The 19906-nt window shown below is 33.4% G+C and carries 18 protein-coding genes; 8 read left to right on the top strand and 10 right to left on the bottom strand.

Annotated features, from left to right (window positions below; genetic code table 11):
* Window positions 1-190 precede the first annotated feature (190 nt).
* From ACQH2P_RS06885 to ACQH2P_RS06865, 5 genes are all read left to right on the top strand, one after another.
* Window positions 191-2215, top strand: coding sequence for a type IV secretion system DNA-binding domain-containing protein (locus ACQH2P_RS06885; protein ID WP_425363566.1), 2025 nt, complete (start codon window positions 191-193; stop codon window positions 2213-2215).
* On the top strand, window positions 2212-2913 hold the full coding sequence (locus tag ACQH2P_RS06880) for a hypothetical protein (RefSeq protein WP_425363565.1): 702 nt from the start codon (window positions 2212-2214) through the stop codon (window positions 2911-2913). The genes ACQH2P_RS06885 and ACQH2P_RS06880 overlap by 4 nt, the downstream gene beginning before the upstream one ends.
* 71 nt (window positions 2914-2984) lie before the next feature.
* Window positions 2985-4001 carry an Rpn family recombination-promoting nuclease/putative transposase gene (locus ACQH2P_RS06875; protein ID WP_425363564.1) on the top strand — a complete coding sequence of 339 codons (1017 nt, stop codon included), beginning with the start codon at window positions 2985-2987 and terminating at the stop codon, window positions 3999-4001.
* A gap of 266 nt (window positions 4002-4267) precedes the next feature.
* Window positions 4268-4642 carry a helix-turn-helix domain-containing protein gene (locus ACQH2P_RS06870; protein ID WP_425363563.1) on the top strand — a complete coding sequence of 125 codons (375 nt, stop codon included), beginning with the start codon at window positions 4268-4270 and terminating at the stop codon, window positions 4640-4642.
* Between the two features lie 358 nt (window positions 4643-5000).
* On the top strand, window positions 5001-6323 hold the full coding sequence (locus ACQH2P_RS06865; RefSeq protein WP_425362501.1) for an IS5 family transposase: 1323 nt from the start codon (window positions 5001-5003) through the stop codon (window positions 6321-6323).
* 539 nt (window positions 6324-6862) lie between these two features.
* Here the strand turns inward: ACQH2P_RS06865 and ACQH2P_RS06860 are convergent.
* The 4 genes from ACQH2P_RS06860 to ACQH2P_RS06845 all read right to left on the bottom strand — a co-directional run bounded on the left by ACQH2P_RS06860 (window position 6863) and on the right by ACQH2P_RS06845 (window position 10154).
* Window positions 6863-8032: a reverse transcriptase domain-containing protein gene (locus tag ACQH2P_RS06860; protein ID WP_425363562.1), complete on the bottom strand. Its 1170-nt coding sequence runs from the start codon at window positions 8030-8032 to the stop codon at window positions 6863-6865.
* Between the two features lie 898 nt (window positions 8033-8930).
* Entirely contained in the window at window positions 8931-9458 is a 528-nt protein-coding gene (locus ACQH2P_RS06855) for a hypothetical protein (RefSeq protein ID WP_425363561.1), read from the bottom strand.
* A gap of 199 nt (window positions 9459-9657) precedes the next feature.
* A complete protein-coding gene (locus ACQH2P_RS06850; protein ID WP_425363560.1) occupies window positions 9658-9861 on the bottom strand; it encodes a recombinase family protein in 204 nt (67 codons plus the stop codon).
* Between the two features lie 77 nt (window positions 9862-9938).
* Entirely contained in the window at window positions 9939-10154 is a 216-nt protein-coding gene (locus ACQH2P_RS06845; protein ID WP_425363559.1) for a hypothetical protein, read from the bottom strand.
* A gap of 669 nt (window positions 10155-10823) precedes the next feature.
* On the opposite strand from ACQH2P_RS06845, the gene ACQH2P_RS06840 reads away from it, so the two are divergent.
* The 3 genes from ACQH2P_RS06840 (at window position 10824) to ACQH2P_RS06830 (ending at window position 13088) form a co-directional block, all read left to right on the top strand.
* Window positions 10824-11393 carry a plasmid pRiA4b ORF-3 family protein gene (locus ACQH2P_RS06840; protein WP_425363558.1) on the top strand — a complete coding sequence of 190 codons (570 nt, stop codon included), beginning with the start codon at window positions 10824-10826 and terminating at the stop codon, window positions 11391-11393.
* A 248-nt stretch (window positions 11394-11641) separates the two neighbouring features.
* Window positions 11642-12571: an Rpn family recombination-promoting nuclease/putative transposase gene (locus ACQH2P_RS06835; protein WP_425363557.1), complete on the top strand. Its 930-nt coding sequence runs from the start codon at window positions 11642-11644 to the stop codon at window positions 12569-12571.
* Between the two features lie 52 nt (window positions 12572-12623).
* On the top strand, window positions 12624-13088 hold the full coding sequence (locus tag ACQH2P_RS06830; protein ID WP_425363556.1) for a hypothetical protein: 465 nt from the start codon (window positions 12624-12626) through the stop codon (window positions 13086-13088).
* 218 nt (window positions 13089-13306) lie between these two features.
* Here ACQH2P_RS06830 and ACQH2P_RS06825 read toward each other — a convergent pair whose 3' ends face one another.
* From ACQH2P_RS06825 to tsf, 6 genes are all read right to left on the bottom strand, one after another.
* Window positions 13307-14530 carry an IS256 family transposase gene (locus ACQH2P_RS06825; protein WP_425362497.1) on the bottom strand — a complete coding sequence of 408 codons (1224 nt, stop codon included), beginning with the start codon at window positions 14528-14530 and terminating at the stop codon, window positions 13307-13309.
* A gap of 116 nt (window positions 14531-14646) precedes the next feature.
* On the bottom strand, window positions 14647-15975 hold the full coding sequence (locus ACQH2P_RS06820; protein WP_425363555.1) for a DUF2748 family protein: 1329 nt from the start codon (window positions 15973-15975) through the stop codon (window positions 14647-14649).
* Window positions 15976-16040: 65 nt separating this feature from the next.
* Window positions 16041-16196 (bottom strand): hypothetical protein, encoded by a 156-nt coding sequence (locus tag ACQH2P_RS06815; RefSeq protein WP_425363554.1) that lies wholly within the window; start codon window positions 16194-16196, stop codon window positions 16041-16043.
* Window positions 16162-16806, bottom strand: a complete 645-nt coding sequence (gene lipB / locus ACQH2P_RS06810; RefSeq protein ID WP_425363553.1) for a lipoyl(octanoyl) transferase LipB — start codon at window positions 16804-16806, stop codon at window positions 16162-16164. Before lipB ends, ACQH2P_RS06815 begins: the two co-directional genes overlap by 35 nt.
* 452 nt (window positions 16807-17258) lie before the next feature.
* Window positions 17259-18305 carry an IS110 family RNA-guided transposase gene (locus ACQH2P_RS06805; protein WP_425362708.1) on the bottom strand — a complete coding sequence of 349 codons (1047 nt, stop codon included), beginning with the start codon at window positions 18303-18305 and terminating at the stop codon, window positions 17259-17261.
* A 352-nt stretch (window positions 18306-18657) separates the two neighbouring features.
* Window positions 18658-19575 carry a translation elongation factor Ts gene (gene tsf / locus ACQH2P_RS06800; protein ID WP_425363552.1) on the bottom strand — a complete coding sequence of 306 codons (918 nt, stop codon included), beginning with the start codon at window positions 19573-19575 and terminating at the stop codon, window positions 18658-18660.
* Window positions 19576-19906: the final 331 nt, after the last annotated feature.

The following is a 19906-nucleotide window of genomic DNA, read 5'->3' as shown; positions in this document are numbered from 1 at the left end:
GCAAAAACAGTCTGGCGTCATTGCGAGGAGCCATTTTGTGGCGACGAAGCAATCCAAGAGCATGGATTGCCACGACCGCTACGTGGTCTCGCAATGACGCCTTGTATTTTTCTGTAATTTTTAAATTGTCATGGAGGTTATGCGTAAGGTGAGTAAATAAAAGGAGAAAAACAATAACTATGAGATTTATATGCTAAACAATTTTATTGGTGGTGGACAAATCTTCTTACATAAGATTAGGATGTTTCTGCAGGTATTTGGTCGCTCTATTACTATCTCGTGTGTAATAAGTGTAATAATTACCATAGTTCTAGCTTACCCCAAACTAAAACTATATGATTTATCTGCCGCCATAACATATCAAAAAGCTTTATTAGCCAGTAACTTTGGTAATAGCATACGTCCTATTAGGGCAATAGTTAATCCTAAAAATAAAGAATATAAACATATCACTACCATAAATGCCTATAACCAAGCTGGTTTATATAGGCGTAATATCAATCCTCAATTAATTTTAACTTCCCCGCAATTCAGTAAAAATTATTATCAGTTGGCTAGTTTTATCAAAGTTGAGTTATTATTCTGCCTTGGGCTGATGTTTGGTATTTTTGTAATGATCTTTCTAGTTTGGGCAAAATTTGGCAAGTCGGTATCAATAGAAAAACAAATCAGCGGTAGTACTATCAAATCCGCAAAAGAAATCACTAATTATTTACATAAAGCTAATAAAGCAAGTAAATTCATTGTAGGTGGCATGCGACTTGTTAAAGATAGTGAAATTAGACATATCATAGCTATTGGTACTACAGGTTCTGGTAAAACTAATTTGTTTAATAACTTAATTCCGCAAATCAGAACTTTTAAACAACCAGCCTTAGTGGTAGATCAAACAGGAGAAATGATAGAAAGATACTATAATCCTGACAGGGGAGATATTATTTTTAATCCGTTAGATGCGAGATCTCACGCTTGGGACTTCTGGGTTGATACTAGCTCTGATAGTAGTAATCCTGATTCGAAACAAGCAGAATATTTTGATCCAAAGTTAGATAAATTTGCTAAAGTATTGTTTAAGTTTGGCAAAAAAATTAATAGTGGCTTTGATCCATTTTGGGATAATAGTGCTGCTACTATTTTCTGTGCCTGTGTACAGGTTTTAGTAACAGAGGGTAATAGGTCAATTGTTGAATTGAAAAAGATGTTGAGTTTATCTTCTTGGGATAAGCTGAAGAATAGACTCGCTGGTACCTTAGCTGCCAGATATTTAACAGCTAGTAATAAGGCTACTGCTAGTTCTATCTTATCAGTATTGGCAACTAGCACTCAGCCATTAAATCTGTTATTTGAGTCTGAGAAGAAATTCTCACTAACAGAATATTTTGCTGAAGTCCAGCAAGGAAGTCCCGCCTGGTTATTTTTAAGTACTAAACCAGATATGCGAAACGTTACAATGCCTATCATTGCTTGTTTATTTGAGCTAGCTATCTCATATTTAATTGGCATAGGTATTAGCGAAAAAAGACGCATGTGGTTTATTATCGATGAATTAGCATCTCTAGGTAATTTACCTGGCTTTCCTACTTTAATATCGGAATCGAGAAAATATGGTGGTTGTATATTTAGTGCTACTCAATCAATTAATCAAATATTCGATAATTTTGGCATGCTACAGGGCAGTACTATCTTTGGGCAATTTGCTACTAAGTTTCTCTTTAGAAGTGATGAACCAGCTACTGCAAAAATCATCACTGAAATATTTGGACAACTGGAATATGCCACGTCCCAAAAAAACACTTCTTATGGTGCCCACGAGTTTCGAGATGGTATTAGCTATACTGAAGGTACCAAACGTAAAGCTTTAATTACCACTAATGACCTTGCTACTTTAGCAGATTTAGAATGTTTTGTCAGCCTGCCAGAGCCAAAAGCTAGAATAGCTAGAATTAAAGTGCCAATAGCCACTAATGTTCCGATTAAACATCCTGGTTTTGTTGCTGCAAGCAGGGCTACTAATAATAATTCCATTATTAATTATCACGTTCAACAAGCCAGTGTTCCTCATATTTCAAATGAGCAAGCAAGTCAAACAGACAGTGATAAAGTAATGTCTCAAGTGCCACAAGAACATCAAAAAAATCACCCTTGGTGGCAAGAAGCTAGGCAAGAATATGCTGCTATAACTAACAATAACAAAATGTTTAAGGACAAGCAATGAGTAAAAAAATAACAGATGATGTTGATTCATCGTATCAGCAAGTACAACTAAATAATAAAAGCTTAAATAAGCCAAAAAATAAACAAGCTTTATCAAATATCACATTATCTGATTTTGTGACAATTTATGATAAACTAGATCAGCATTTTACCGAATGTATGGAGCTTGTTAAAGAATTGCCCTATATTAAACGAGAAATACAAGATATCTTAGCAGTTTTTAATGATTCTACTAAACAATGTAGTAATAATATCAATATTCAGTTAGAAGCTTTAAAAAAGAATCTTTGCAAGCTTAGTGAAGAGTGCTATATTTTAAGCAAAATACCAGAAAAATTAAGTAACAGCATAATAACTATTGCTCCAGAAGTAGCTGAGGCAATTCAAAATAATAATCAGCTAAAAATAGAGGAAATGACTACAGTAATTAATGGCTGCATTCAAACTCTAAACAACATTAAAAGTGATATTGAATCTTCCAGAATTAATCATAGCAAAAATTTCTTTTCTATGGTAGGAATTAGTCTTGTCTCATCAATTATTACTGTAACCACAGTCCTTTATTTTGTGTTACAATGGTTTCCACCACAGCAAAAATATATGGTTGAAAAAGCTCGCGATATTCATACAGAAGGAGTAGTACAGATATTTGATATGCAAGGTAAATTTTGTAATAAAGCAAAAATAATCACGGAATAAAAATGCAATTATACCTGATATTTTATTTCAAAAAAATCTTATAATTTGTAGCTCAAAAGGGTTAAATAAAAATGACTAAACGTTTAAAACATGACCAAATTTTCCGCAAAGCAATGGAGAATCCACTAGTAGCACATGAATTCTTAAACGCCCATTTGCCTAAACATATTAAAGCTCTTATAGATTTCCCTAGTTTAAAATTTGAAAATACCAGTTTTATAGAGCAAAATCTAAGAGATTCTATCTCTGATGTGTTATTTTCTGCTAAGTTTGATAGTAAGGATGGATATTTATTTCTCCTGATTGAGCACCAAAGTTCAGCTGATCACTTCATGGCATACAGGATGTTTAAATACCTAATTAATATCTGTGATAGATATTTAATTTTAAACCCCAAGACAAAGACTCTGCCGTTAGTCTACCCGCTAATATTTTATAACGGGACGGAAAAATATAATGTTCCAAGGAACTTGTGGGATTTGTTTGAAGATAGTAAGCTAGCAAGGAGTAGCTGGATCAATGACTACCAATTAGTCAATGTTCACGAGATACCAGATGAGCAGTTGAAACAAAGGGCGTGGTCAGGGATACTTGAATTTTTTTTAAAGTATATCAAGGAACGCAACCTACTTAAAAGATGGCAAGAAATATCTGATATGTTACCAGAAATAACCAAAGTAACTATTGGTTATAACTACATAGAGCTGCTACTATGTTATACGTTGACAAGAATAAACCAATCGGATAAAGTAGAATTAGAAAAATTATTAACAAATAAGTTAAATCAGGAAACAGGTACAAAGCTTATGGGTAGTTTGGCACAACATTGGAAAGAAGAAGGCGTCCTAGAAGGCTTGCAAATTGGCAAGGTTCAAGGAATCCAGATTGGTAAAGAGAAGGGAATTCAGATTGGTAAAGCTGAAGGTAAAGCTGAAGGCAAGGCTGAAGGTAAGGCTGAAGGTAAGGCTGAAGGTAAAGCTGAAGCGATAAAAGCAGTAGCAAAAACTATGCTAATTAAAAATAAACCGTTGGATGAAATTATTGAATTTACCGGATTAACTAAAATACAAATTGAAAAATTGAAATAGTATTAAGTAATTATGTCACAATTAACAATGAGTATATAGGAAATAGCAAAAGACTATAGAGTATCTGAAAAAGAAACATTAGGTGCCATTGAACAAATTTAAGAAAGCTGGATTCATGAAAAAAGTTTTAAAAAAGAATGGAACATTCTTTTTCAGGTTATCTTATCCTGATGAATCTTTAAACAATGAGTTATATAGAACCTGCAAGTCGTTTCAAATAGAGATAATTAATCTACCTAGCACATATTAAGCCAGGGGAGTTAATTATGGCAAGAAAGAATGACTACATAAGCAAAATTGATAAGTTGATAGGACAAAGAATCTATTCTCTAAGGCTAGCTAAAGGTTTGTCACGTCAGCAACTTGCAAAGGCAATAGAGGTAACACTTCAGCAATTACAAAAATATGAGGCTGGTTTCAATAGAGTATCAATAGGCAGGCTGATTCTTATTGCTAAAGCATTAGAGAAAAATATTGGTTATTTTTATGATGGGTTAGAAGATATTAAAAATATTGAACCTGTGGTAACTCAGCATCAGCGTTTATGTATAGAGGTGTCGAGGAATTTTATGAAAATCCGTAACCCAGCACACCAACAAGCTATTAATGGATTGATACATTCAATGATTAAAGAGCAGTGAAGTAAGGGGAAATGTTATTGCCTCTACAAAAGAATTTAACTATAAACAAATGACCTTATAATAAGGTTAGTAAGATAATATAGTTCGTATAATACCTTATGGGGATTTTTTGCACAGATCATGCCGATGAGCCAATAAGACTATAAATACAGATAATCCTTTGCAACTAGAACATCTGGTGGCTTAAATAAACTCTAACTTTTCTCGATTAAAAATATTAATCTTTGACAACCCTACCTCGTCTCCCCGTCAAAAGTCTAGAAGGATAATATATAATATGGTTAGCGGGTAAAAATATCTAGATAATCCATAAGAAAATGCTATAATATTGGCAGAAACCTTATGGATTGTATGAATTATGCCGATAGAAGATATAATAAAATCCCAAAAACAAGGACAGCTTTTTGGTTATAAATTGACCGAAGAATTAAACCCTAATAACAAGTTATATAAATTAAGATCGTTAATAAATTGGACTGTTTTAGAGGAATGGTTATTGACAAATGTTAATATCAAGAAATTTGGTAGGAATCGCAGATGTCACAGGTTATTACTTGGAGTAACTATGCTGCAAGCGATGTATAACCTGTCAGATGCTGCAGCTGAAGAAGAGCTGAGAGAGAACGTATATTGGCAATATTTTTGTGGTTGGGAATATTTGCAGAAAGATGCTGAGATATCAGAAGCTAGTATACGAAGGTTTCGTGCTATATTAGGGGAAGAAGGATATAATGAGATATTAAAAGAATTAACAAGAATTGGTTGCAAAGTCGGAGTGCTTAAAAAAAAAGACTTAGCATCGATAATCGTTGATACTACAGTACAAATTAAGAATATTAAGTATCCTCATGATGTGTATTTGATGGATAAGGCAAGAATAGAGCTAGTAAAGTTATGTCATACTTTAGGCATTAAGTTACATGAGACATATGCCAAGCAATATAAAAAAGACATAGTAAAATTATGGAAATATAAGGATAATAGTAAAGCCAAAAAACGTAAGAAGGTAATGCAACATTTAAAGATATTGCTGGGTCGTTTAATAAGAATATGTCAGCGAGAAATAGCAAAAACAAAGTTAAGTTTGTCATTAAAGCAGCAAGAAATACTAAATAAGATTAAAAAGATTCAGGCACAATCTATACTGAGTAAAGCAGAGAAAGAGCGATATAAGGAGGATAATAAAGTATTATATAGTTTTCACGCACCGGAGGTAGAGTGCATAGGTAAAGGGAAATTAAACAAACCCTATGAGTTTGGTAACAAGGTTTCGATAGCAGTAAGTGGTCGAGGTAATTTTGTATTAGCGGCCAAATCATTTCATGGCAATCCATATGATGGTCATACATTATCGCAGACTGTAGAGGTTGTAAAGAAATTAACAGGAGTGGGAATAGCCAGGACATTTGTTGATTTAGGCTATAAGGGGAATAATTTTAAAGAAAAAGACAAGGTGTATAGCCCATATTGCAAGAAGAAGCTATCCTCAGATGATAAGGCAATGATCAAGAGAAGAAGTGCTATAGAGCCGATAATAGGACACCTTAAGCATTATGGTAGAGTTGGCAGAAATTACTTAAAAGGAGTAATAGGAGATATAATAAATCCGTTAATTTCCGCTGTAGGATTGAACTTACGGTGTATTGGTAATCACCTTCTCAAAACAAATTTTTCTACATAAAAATGACTCAATAAAAGAAAATTAATCAAACGATTACAAAATCGTTAACAAATCATCGTGCAAAAAATTTCTAGAAATCATCTTTTTATATTAAAAATTTACATCAAAAGAATTAAACTCTAAAATTTTATACAAAAAATTTTTTGCTAAGCTGCTAATTTTTTAATTTTTTGCACTTTTGACGGGGAGACTACCTCATTATATTTTGGACTAAATGATTTCCATACACTTAATGGGTTATAAAGTATAGGTTCAGTAGGAACAGTTGCTAGTTGTAAAGAAGGAAGTCTTGTGGAGTAGACGTAATAGTCACATATTACGCCCCTCGTTAGATCCGCATCGTGTCCTATTAAGGCAATGGGCTCAAGATATCATCATTTACACAGTATGTACACTTAACATGACATGATATACTTTTACCTTTGGCAAAGGGTGGCGTATAATGAAAAGTTTAAATTGTTCCCAGTTAAGTGATTTCTTTTGACTGCGTCTGTTTAGCCATTTGAACATTATTTTAACCGCCTTCCATATGAAACTATCTACTGCATTGCAATTGTGCGACACTCCATAATATTGGATATGTCCTCTAAGCTTGCTGCAGAATGTTGCCCATATGATAGGTAGTTTGCATTTGTTTCTAATGCCTTTACCCAGTCATTAACTTTCTTTAACTTGGCTCTTATTCTTTTTCCACTACTCTTTACTTTAGGTATTATTCTACCATTCCTAGACCTTCCCAGATAAAAGGTAAATCCTAGAAAATCAAAGACCTCCTGTTTTATACCTCGAAACAGCTGACTCTTTGAAAATCTGACCACTCTGGTCTTTTCTTCATTAAGTTTAAGTTTGTACTTTTCGAGTCGTTTTGCAAGAACTGCTTTAATCTTCTTTGCATCCTCTTCATATCTACAGCATATCACCGCATCATCACAGTAGCGAAATAACTCTACCTCTCCCCTGCAATGCTGGGTAACTACTTTTTTAATCCATTCATCTAGTACATAATGAGCAAATATATTCGCAAGTACGGGGCTTACAATACTTCCTGCAATTACCCCTTCTTCCTGGATAGTTAACTCTCCATCAGATAATACTCCCGCCTTAAACATACGGATTAAATACCTAATTAGCCTCATATCCTGGACTTTCTCCTGTAATATTTCGATCAATATCTTCCTGTCCACTGTACCAAAAAAGTTTGCTAAGTCTAAGTCTATTATGCTCTCAACCTCCTTTTCATAAAGATGTTTTGAAAGCTCTCTTACTGCATCATGACATCCAATTCCTGCCCTGAAACCGTAGGAACATTTAAGGAATAATGGCTCATAGATGTTCTCAAGTACTTTCTTCATCATCTTTTGGCAGAGCTTATCTTCGAAATTGCTAATCCCTAAAATCCTATATTTACCCGGGCTTCCTTCCTTTGGTATCTTTACCTCTAGTATATTCCCTGGTTTATATACCATATTCTTTAGCTTACTAGCCAATTCTCTGATATTCTCTGTAAGGTTTAAGCTATAGTTTGATTTGTCCATACCATCTGTTCCAACTGCTTTCTTCGCATCAAGCTCTTGGTAACATTTGGTAAGTGCTTCTTCATTAAATAAATGCATGAGATTGTTAAATTTCTTGTCTTTATCCTGTGAAGATAACCATGCTATTCTTTTTAGTTTCGTTTCTGTATTTATTTGATACTCTGTTGTTATCATAACATTTCCCTAAAAAGATCGATTCTACCCAGTATCCTTCGCTCCACAGACTTTCCTCTGCTTCATCGCTACTATGATCCATCCGACTTCCTATATTCCCTCTCAGCTCCCTTGGGTTTTATTCTTGTCGGCTGATACTTCCAAAAAAAAATGGAAGAAAATATAGGACCTCCCACGTTCCTAGATAAACTTTTATTACATGCCATGCTCTTAGACCTCGGAGACCTAAACCTATACCTGCCTAATTTACGGTATAGATAATGTTGCATTCCTTCCTTTGAACAAAGTCTGCGGTCTCGTAATCTCCTTTACGTGGCTCAATCACTACGGCCTGTAATATCTCTACCTACGCTTAACATAATTGTTACCAATTTCTGCCCAAGGCTCGATACTTAGTGTGCTAGGTCAACACTTCTAAGACTGTTCTTTCAACAGCTAGTCTATCTACGCTTCGTGGCACACTCAAAGGGGAATTCAAAATCTTTTTCTGCAGATATAATAAATAACCTAGTGACTTTATTATCTAAAATTACAATAGAAATTTGATACCTAGTGTAAGCAATTACATATAAAACTAAATACCAAAATAATATACCTACTATCATTTTTCTATAAAAAATTACTTTTGGGTTAGAAAAAAACTCATAAAACTTACCAAAAATATATAAACAAACTGAGTAGCCCAAACGTTTGGTATATTAACAATTTCAAACAACAAGATGAAAATTAGATAAAAACCGTAATTATTTAAGCAGATTATATCATGATCATTCGATTAGTAAAAGTTTTTTTAAGGGCTATTTTTTTGAAATGGTACTTTTGACTAGGGGATAAATATTACAAAAGTCTGAAGAAATATTAACCGATTCGTTATTATTGCAAACTTATGCATTTCTAACTATAATTGTTTCTGTTGTTCTAAATGTTGCTGTTGCCTGTATAGCTCTGTTAATCTTTTATCTATCGCGGTATTTTTCAAATACGGGGCAAGTAGCTTATCATTCATCCTATATTTTAAGTAATCTATCTCATCGTAAGTATTATCGTTAATCTTTACCATTCCATGGACATTTAGCTCTTTTATCTCAGGACTTATCTGTTTTAATACATGTGTTTGACATGTATTATATAGTTGCTTAGCTAGCATACCTACCTGTGTTACATCTTTTATCCTTTCTACCAGCTTGTTATCTGTTTCTATACTATCTCCTGTATAAATTCCTTCTATCTTAAATCTACTGATATTATTTATATCTCTTGCTAAATTGCCTAATAGTTCAGGCTGATCCTTATGTAAGTTAGCTATTGTCAGGAAATAATGATCCTGCCCATTTTTACTATAATAATCTACCACATTTTTATATTGCTTACACATATCAAGACAAAAATCTTTTTCTTTTTTTAAGAGCTGTAAAACTTCACTCACTGATTTTGCTTCTTCTCTCTCTTTGTTAATTACAGCTCTTTTAGGTGTTACATAATCTTTGAATGCTTTGTGTAAATTGTAACGAGCTTTTGACCCTTTTGGAGCAAAAATTGTAATAAGAATTGACCCTAAGCCTAATCGTACTGTAACCCAGATAAAATATGGCTTTCGGAGTTTTAATTTTCAATTTTTAAGGGGGTCAATTTTGATTACAATAGAGGGTCAAAAGATGATTACAATTTACAAGACAAGAAAGTAAGTTAAGACGATCGTCTAACTTACCGCTAGCATAATCACTATAAATATTGTGTTCATCAATGCCTAAAGCCAATAAGGCATCCTTTTGTAAATCTAAGCTTTGGCTGCCGTCTGTTTTAGAGACCCGGGCGTATCCTATTAACATATGTAACCAATTTAGCTAATTATATAGGTTCGTTTTTGTTCTTATTGTTTTTATTGCTGTAAGGCATTTGTATAAATTTACTGTGCTTTTTCTGCTTGAACTTGCTTTATTACTTTTTCTAATAGCTCCTTATCTTCAAATATCCATTTTTCTGATAAAGGGATTTCTGCGTATGGTTCTAAAATAACTTTTTCATCTTTTCCTATTGTTACTCTATAACTACTAACTTTATTAGCAATTTCACCAAGAGCTATTCTTCCTTTTGAATCTGGACGTAAAATGATTTCTGACATACACCCCTATTCCTTATTTTTAAATATTGATTTAGGTTATTAGGAATATTAGTATAATCTAATTTATGCTTTAAATCAACTATTGCATTATACAAATAACCATTAGTATAAAAATGCACCTCATACACTAAGTCAATAGTGGGATTTTGTCCATTTGTGATAAAACGTGTTAAAAAGCTTTGAAACACCAGTATTTCAAACGACCGTTTGTGGTACTAGCTAAACCAACTAATAAATCAGCAAGGATATAATGACCTTAAATCCCTACAAATATAGCTTTCCCAGACAAAAAAATAACTTTTATTACTAAAACCTACATCGTCACTTAACCAGTCTTTTATACTAAGTAATGCAAACCATACTAAATAATGATTATATGACATAATAAAATATTTAAAAATACATTCAAAAACAAACACTGCTTTATTGTAATCCACTTCTGACATCTGGTGCAATTGACATAAGTTATAGTTTATAGCTAACCTCCTAATACAAGGATTTGAAAACCAAGCTCGTATTCATCACAGCAGGTGATACTCTTTTGTATTCCTCAATAGAATAGTGTTGAAAAGCGAATAAATTATTTTTATAATAAAACGTATTTATAAACTTAAAAAATTATTGGTAGAGTATATTTTTATCGTTTTACCTATTATGGAATAACTAAATATGATAGCAAAAATCCCAAATGTTTATCAGTTTAAAATTACATTATTATATACCAAGCCCCTAATTTGGCGGTGCATTCAAGTACCAGAAGAATACAGTTTTGAAGATTTACATATAGCCATTCAAGATGCTATGGGATGGGAAAATTGTCACTTGCACCAATTTGAAATGCTCAATCCTAAAACAGGACAAAAAGATCTGATTGGTATGTCAGATGATAAAGATTTTTGTGAGTCTATTCCTGAGGACAAAGCAAAAATAGCTAAGTATTTTCTATCCCCTAAAGATAAAGCCATTTATGAATATGATTTTGGTGATGGATGGGAGCATGAAATCATACTAGAAAAGATTTTGCCAGCAGTTGCAGGAAGCCAATATCCTCAATGCTTAGAGGGTGAACGAGCTTGTCCACCGGAGGATTGTGGTGGAGCTGGTGGTTATGAGTATCTTTTGGAAATTATTGCCAACCCCAATCATGAAGAATACGAAGAACGTATGGAATGCCTAAGGGATGGGTTTAATCCAAAAGAGTTTGATCCCCAATCAGTTGAGTTTAGTGATAATAAATAAAATTGCATATTTTTTGTCACCTAATTTAATAGGTTTCACTATATAAGGAAATAATATTTTGGCTTTACAATTTTCTTCTAACAACATTACAGGCATTAATTCATCAAAAACATCTTTCCTATCATCTCTATTAACTGGAGTAGGTCAAGAATATAGCAATAAGTTCCTAAAGATTAGTGATATTTCCTTCTATTTATATCACCTAATTCAATAGGTTTAACTATATACACCATTACAGAAGGTTTATTATGACTCCAGACAAACCAAAGCATGACAAAATATTCCGCAAATCTATGGAAAATCCAATAGTTGCCAAAGAGTTTCTGGCAACTCATTTGCCTAAAGATGTACTGGCTTTAATCGATAGTACAACACTAAAATTAGAAAAAGATAGTTTTATTGAGCCAGACCTTACTGAAAGTATCTCGGACGTATTATTTTCTGTTAAGTTTAATGATACTGATGGCTATATTTTTCTATTGTTGGAGCATCAAAGTACCGTTAAACCTATGATGTCGTTCAGACTATTTAAATATATGATTAATATCTGTGATCTATATTTAACTATCAATCCTAAATCTAAACGCCTCCCATTAATTTATCCCTTAGTGCTTTATAACGGAAAGAAAAACTATAACGCTCCACTTAACATATGGGATTTATTTACCTATCCAGACTTAGCCAAGTGTTTCTGGACAAATGATTATCAGCTTATTAACGTGCATGATATCCCCGACGAAGAACTAAAGAAAAAGATGTGGTCTGGTATTCTGCTATTTTTTCTTAAACACATCCACGAACGCCAATTACTGAAAAGATGGCAAGAAATCTCTCATCTCTTACCTGAATTGAGTAAAGTAACAATAGGCTATGACCACATAAGAAATCTATTACATTATACTTTGACCTTTATTGAGCAAAGTGATAAAATAGAGTTAGAAAAAATGTTAATCACCAGTTTAACTAAAGAAAATGGAGAGGGACTTATGCCTAGTATAGCTCAAGTATGGAAAGAAGAAGGTGTACAAGATGGCATTAAAATAGGAGAAGCTAGAGGAGAAGCTAGAGGAGAAGCTAAATTAATAAGAATGTTAATGAGTAAAGGTAATTCTGTTGCTGAAGTTGCTAAAATGACTGGATTGTCTGTTAGTAAGATCAATGAATTGCTCAAAATGTAGTAGTCTAATGAAAAACCAAAGCTGTTGCCAGACAATTAGTTAGTAAAGAAAAATGTCTAAATTAAACATCAAGACTAAAGCAAAGGCAGCAAATAAGTTAGAGACAAAGCAAAAATGCCAGCTTTGTGGCAGTACAACAAAACCGCTTACTACAACTGATTGTTGTAATAATTTGCTCTGCGATGATGCACATACATATGTTGTTTTTTCTTATGCAAAAAATAGTTGTTATAGAAATCATGACCGATATACACTTTGCTCTTCTCATTATCAAGATAATCACCAAGGAAAATGGCAAGATTGCAAAAAATGCAAAGCTGATTTTAATGAAGTAGATTACGTTGAGATGGCAACAAATAGATATAATTTCAAGACTGAAGCATTAAAAGGTTTAGCAAGAGTAACAATAATTTGTGTTAATTGTCAATTTAAGTCTGATAAGATGGATGATTTTGCTTTTCGAACATCTCAAGGTTTTTATTGCAGTAAGAAAGAATGTCAAAAAGTCGTTTTTTAAAAATATTAGCAACATTGATGGGGTGTTAGGGGAAAAAAGAGCTTTCCCATTAAGGGAACTAGCAACATTTATGTAAGAATGTGGCATAAGGCTGTATCCCTGTAAATATAAGGCATGTAGAGGTAGTTTTTCTGGTTTCTTCTAAAATCTCTCCTGTCATTTCGTGGAGTAGACGTAGGCTCTGTCCAGAAAAGTGTGTAAATTTCCAAAATAGGTCATTAAATTTTGTTAAGCCTATCTTCAAATTTGATCATCAAATGAGCCATAGCTTCATTCCAGTTGGGAATAGGCATAGTCCATTTTTTGGTCATATAGTCAATTGTCAAATATAAGCTTTTAAAAACAGCACTATCACTAGGGAAAACACGCTTATTATTTGTTACTTTACGCAATTGACTATTAACAGATTCAACTGAATTAGTGGTATAAATTACCTTTCTAATTGCCTCTGGATATCCTAGAAAAATCATTAAATTATCCCAATGATTATACCATGATTTGGCAATTTGTGGATATTGTTTATTCCATTTTTCTTCAAAATATACTAAAGCTAAATGTGCTTGTTCTTCCGTTGCTGCAGTATATATCGGCTTTAAATCGCTAGCCACCTGCTTCCTATCTTTATATGATACGTATTTTAAACTATTTCTAATCTGATGTACAATACATAATTGATGTTCTGTTTTTGGATAAACTGCTTCTATCGCCTCAGACATACCAGTAAGATTATCACTACAGGCAATCAGTATATCCTTTAATCCTCTATTTTTCATTTCAGTAAAATTACCAAGCCAAAATTTTGCCCCTTCATTTTCACTGATCCATAATCCCAATATATCTTTTCTACCAGATAAATCAATCCCTAATGCAACATATATTGCCTTGTTAATTATCCTTTTGTCTTGCCTAACTTTTACTACTAAACAATCAAAAAATACTATCGGATATATCTCTTCTAACGGTCTACTCTGCCAAGCTTTTACATCATCCATTACATCATCGGTGATCTGACTGATTAAACTCTCACTTATTTCAACACTATACAACTCTTGTAATTGAACCTTAATATCAGATACACTCATACCTTTAGCATATAATGATAAGACTTTATCATCAAAACCATCAAAACGTTTTTGTCTTTTCGGTAGTATTGCTGGTTCAAAGGTACTACGCCTATCTCTTGGTACTTCTATCTCAACCGCTCCATGTTCGGAGATCAGTTTTTTGCTAGTTATACCATTACGAGCATTATCATTATCTACACGACTGTATTTATCATAGCCTAGATGATTATTCAATTCTGACTGCAATGCCTTCTCTATCAAGCGTTTGGTCAATTCTTTTAATAATCCTCCTTCTTTCAGTATTGTGCTTACATCTGTATCATTATCTATTAATAAATCTACTGCTTGCTTTATTGATTCATTTGTTTTTTTATTCATGTAATTTCCTTTTTTGTTATATTTTTATATATAACCTATCTCGAAATTTACACACTTTTCTGGACAGAGCCTACAAGAATGATGTCTTTTAAATATCTGCAAAATAAACTATTCTATCATATTTCCCTGACTTGTTTAAATACTAACTTTTTTTCTCTAAATATGTTTATTTTATGAAAGAAATTAGCTAGAGATCGCGGCTTTGACATATCGCGTTTATAGCTTTGCTTATTCATTGATACATAATTAGAAATTAAAGATGGTATAACTTCATAGTAATATATTTTATATAATCCTTTCATTGTTTCCATAGTTGTTAAATATCCCCATTTCATTACCTGTTGAGGCACTCTGGCTAGAGCTTCTATACAGGCAATTGTTTCTTCAACCTCAGGGTTACTATTTTTATAAACATCTGCGACTGGTGCTAAATTAAACTTCATATCTTCGATCATAGCTCTAATCATCAGCCCCATATATTGTTCTCTTGCAAATCTCTTAATAAAGAGTAAGCCCTTCCTATTAACAGAAAATAAAAATTTCTGTTTATGGATTAATACAAGTAATTTTGCCCAATAAACCCTTATGCCATGTACCTTGTTCTTATTATAAAATTCTACCTTTTCTTCATAAGTAATCATTTGCCTCATCCCCATAGAAAGAAGATTAGCTAATAATTTATTACAATTAATAATATCATCTTTCCTTGCCTGTTTTACGTGAGGCGTTGCTTTCGTTCCAGAGAAATTTGCTGAATGGCGACTTATTTGACGACCACTCGCATCTCTTTTAATATCAGCAAAATGCCCGAGCTCTTGTCCAGCTATAATTTGCAACCTAGCAACCGCTGCCCATCCATCACCACAAGTTGGGTGATTTTTATCATTTTCAGCAAATGGATTGCCACCGCAGGACACAAAGACTGCAACATTCTTGCCATCAGTACTTTGCATACCACTATTGGAACCAGAACGTTGCCAATCAACTATATCCATCATATCACCAATATTATGGGAATAAGTAATAAATACTTGAACCTTATCATGCAATAACCACCTAATAACTATAGGATGTGCTGACTGAACAAAAATCCTCGTTAATCTTTCAATAACTAATTGGTTAACTGGCTGTAACTTTTGAATTTGTTTTTTCAAATCTGCATAAATCGATGCCAATTTTTTATCAGATATAGAAGATTTATACAAAGATCTAAATAACTGATTAGTTTGTTCAATTAAACTTGGGTCTGTTATTTCTTCCTTACTTACCATCAAACTAATATTGAATTTTGGATCAGAGAACCTTGCAAAATTACAACTATTATCCGTATCTATTCTAAGTTTACCTGATTTAATTAATTGCTGAGCTAATTGTTCATATTCTATCTGCATATCTTCAGGATAGATAGCAGGAACCTTATCAAGTATATGATAAATTGAACTCATAGGAATATACTAAATTATTTTCACTTTCTTAAATTTTATGTATAGCTAACCCGATTAATATTTATTCATAGCAAACTGACGTCATTGCGAGGAGCCACTTTATGGCGACGAAGCAATCCATTTTTGGTTGCTTTTATGGATTGCTTCGTCGCTACTGAAGTAGCTTCTCGCAATGACGGAATAATGCTAGCCCTGGTTAGCTCTATAACTAAAAACCTCAAAGAATTTATCCTTAATAACTTCATCAAACTGCTCTAACGTTATATCAACACCAAGTTTCTTTAACGAGGTTACAGGCATATCCCTTAATCCACAAGCAATAATTCCGGAGAACATATCAAGATTTGTTGAAATATTTACAGCAATACCATGATATGTAATCCATTTTCTAACTCTAACGCCTATTGAGGCAATCTTTGCCGGCACACCATTTTCTTTTCCCCATATTCCCACCATACCATTTATAGTAAAAGCTTTGATCCCCAAATATAATAGGCTATTTATAACCCATTCTTCCAATAGTTTAATATATAGCCTTAAATCCTTTTGCCCCCATTCTGATGCTAAATCGAGAATAGGGTATATCACTCTTTGTCCACTACCGTGGTAGGTAAATTTTCCTCCCCTATTAGTATAAATTACCGGTATATCTCCAGGATCTAGCAACTCATTTGCCTTAAAACTAGTACCTGCAGTATAGATATCCTTATATTCAACTAAATAAACAACCTCTTTCGATGATTTGTTGATTAAACTTGCAACCTTATCTTCCATTAATTTTACCGTATCTTCATATTCTGAAAGACCTGGTAAGGTAAAAAATTGCACCATAATTAGTAAGAGATTTTATATTTAAGGTATATTATAATATACAAATAGGCTACCACTAAGAACTAAAATAAGAAAAATGAAGAATTTAAAAAATGATGGCGTTCTGAGTCATTCTGAATTTATTTCAGGATATTTTGCATGCATAACCTAGGCGTCATATATGGACGAGTGAATTTGTCAATAAAGAAAATAAAAAATAGAGCCACAAAGGAAGCGGTCATATATTCGGCATCGAGTGCCATAATGGTTTCTGCATTCTTCTAAATATCCTTGAGTAACCTCTCATTCCCACGGCTTCTAGAGCCTCGACATAATTGCGGATTTTGTTCAGAATACTTATTTCATTAACTCTTTTACTTTCGTTCTCTTTATTGTTACTAACTTACTCGCAATATTTACCAATTGCCATTCTTTTGCTTAATTGACATAAATTATCCTTCTTGCCAACAGCGCTAATTTGCGACATACTCGCTGCCATTGGTAACTACTGCATAAGCTATTCTAGCTAATTTATTCGCTAAACCAACACATATAATATTATATGATTTGTTTTCAGCAAATTTCTTCACTGCCCACTGAACTAGCTTATCTTTTGATTCTTTATCGCTTTTGGCTCTTATTGCTATTGTTCTTGCAGCTTGAATCAACATAGTTCTAGCATATCTATCACCTTGTTTGCTAATTCCTCCTAAAACTATCTTATCTCCTGAGGTGTATTGTTTTGGCACCAAACCAAGCGACGCAGAAAAATCCCTCGGGGTTGCGTAATTTTCCATTGGTGCTACGCTCAAACAACTAGCATTGATTGCTCCAATCCCAAAAATTGTCTGCAACCTAATAGCTTTCTCATTCTGTTTATTATTACTGATTATCAGCTTTTCTAAAGTTTTTTCTTTGTTACACAAATTCTCAATTTCTTCACATTCTAAAAGTAAAATTGACTGTACCCCAGAAGTTATATAACCTTCTATATACGCTAATTCTACCTCCGACTTACATGCTTTGCAAAATTTATTTTTGCTTAATTTTGTATTATAACCATATTCATATAAACTTGATATTGTAGAATTAGTTTTTTGTACTCGATCTCTGATCGTATTACTTCGGATTTTATGCAAAAATTTTATATCTTGTTCCTCTTTGCTTTTGGGTAACACATCTTTTAGCTCTGGATCGCGAGCAGCTTTACATATTGCTAAGGCATCGTTATAATCATTTTTCTGCCTCGATGTTGCATAAATTTTTACATCTTTTGTTTTCATCAACTTAACTTGCAAATCAAGCTTGTTAATTTCTTGCGACCAATAATTACCTCCTCCACATGCTTCCATGACCACCAGTGAACTTTTATTGAGATTGTTTAAACATCCTATTAACTCATCTCTTTTAACTTTTTGATGACCGACTTTTTTGCCATTTTGATCAACTTGCACCAAGTGCATAATATTTTTTGCTAAATCTATTCCAATTATACTATTTTCTATGCTATTATTTATCATGGTATGGACCTATTAATTAAATTGTTATTTAATTTGGAGCAACTGAAAAACATTTTTCACCAGACTCCGTACAAGTAAAGCATATTTCGCTTCACTCGTCCATACCATCATTCCCGCGTAGGCAGGGCTCTAGCACAGCTGTCGAAAGCTAGAAGAGGAAGCGGGGTTTGTGTCATCATGGCAGTTTAAAAGTTATGGTGTCATTCCTAGCTACGGCGGGAATCTATAATATTCCAGAGTTTTTTGAGGCTATTTTAGATCCCGCACCGAAGCAGGGATGACACAAAACCCGCTTCCTCTTCTAGCTTTCGACAGTTGTGAGGAATCTATATAAGCGATAACTTTCTCTAGCTTATTTTTGTATAACAGCTGCGACTTCGTCTGCAAAATTTTTATCTTCTTGCTTGATACCTTCACCGAGTTCATATCTTATAAACTGAGTAATTTTAATCGACGTTCCTAATTCTTTTGCCGCATTATCAATAACTTGAGAAATTGTTAGTTTGTCGTCAAATAGAAAATTTTGTTCAAGCAAAACAACTTCTGCTAAAAACTTACGTATTCTACCTTCAACCATTTTTTCAACGATATTGTCAGCTTTACCAGAAGCTTTTGATTGTTCAAAGAATATATTCTTCTCACGTTCCACTAAGCTTTGATCCAGACTCGATACATCAAGGCTATAAGGATTATTTGCTGCTATATGGGTGGCGATTTTTTGTCCCAATTCTAGAAGCTTAGCTTTTTCTTTGCTAGTTGATTGTAAACCAACAAGGACAGATATCTTTCCCAGCCCCGCAATAACAGTATTATGTACATAAGATGCCACCACACCTTCTGAGACCTTTAAAACATCCACACGACGTAGATTTAAATTTTCACCAATTGTTGCAATATTGTCTAATATTTCTTCATCAACTGATTTACCTGTTGATGTTTTCGCTAATTTTAGTGATGGTAAATTACTCTGTTGCAATGCTAATGCCGCGATATTTTTAACCAATTGTTGAAATTTATCGTTTCTTGCCACAAAATCTGTTTCTGAATTTACTTCTATAACAACTCCAACATTATCTTCAACGTGTACTGCTGTTAGCCCTTCGGCAGCAATTCTATCTGATTTTTTTGCGGCAGCTGATAATCCTTTTTTTCTTAACCAATCAATAGCTGTTTCAAAATCTCCTTTTGTTTCAAGCAAAGCCTTCTTGCAGTCCATCATTCCTGCACCGGTTTTCTCTCTTAATTGTTTTACAAGTCCAGCATTTATCATGTTATTCTCCTTATTATAGGTTGTAAGTTGTTTAAATTGGATTTGGGGAAGCGATGCTGCCATCCCTGCTTAAGCAGAGTAGTTTAAAAGTAGCAGAAAGACAGTCTAAAAAACTCAAAGTGTCATTGCGAGAAAGAGCGTAGGTCGACAAAGCAATTGTAAGTTGTCATTTCTGCACTCCTTGTCATTCCCGCGTAGGCGGGAATCTAGATCCCTGCTACGCAGGGATGACATTGATATTGAACAGGTATGACACAAAATAGGATTGCTTCGTTGGTTTACGCTTCCTCGCAATGACATCAGCCGTTTCCCCTATGACTTTTAAACAGAA

It is taken from the genome of Candidatus Tisiphia endosymbiont of Hybos culiciformis, from assembly GCF_964030975.1.
GTDB lineage: Bacteria > Pseudomonadota > Alphaproteobacteria > Rickettsiales > Rickettsiaceae > Tisiphia.
The sequence above is the reverse complement of the archived record's forward strand: the minus strand, read 5'-3'. Positions and strand labels throughout refer to the sequence as shown.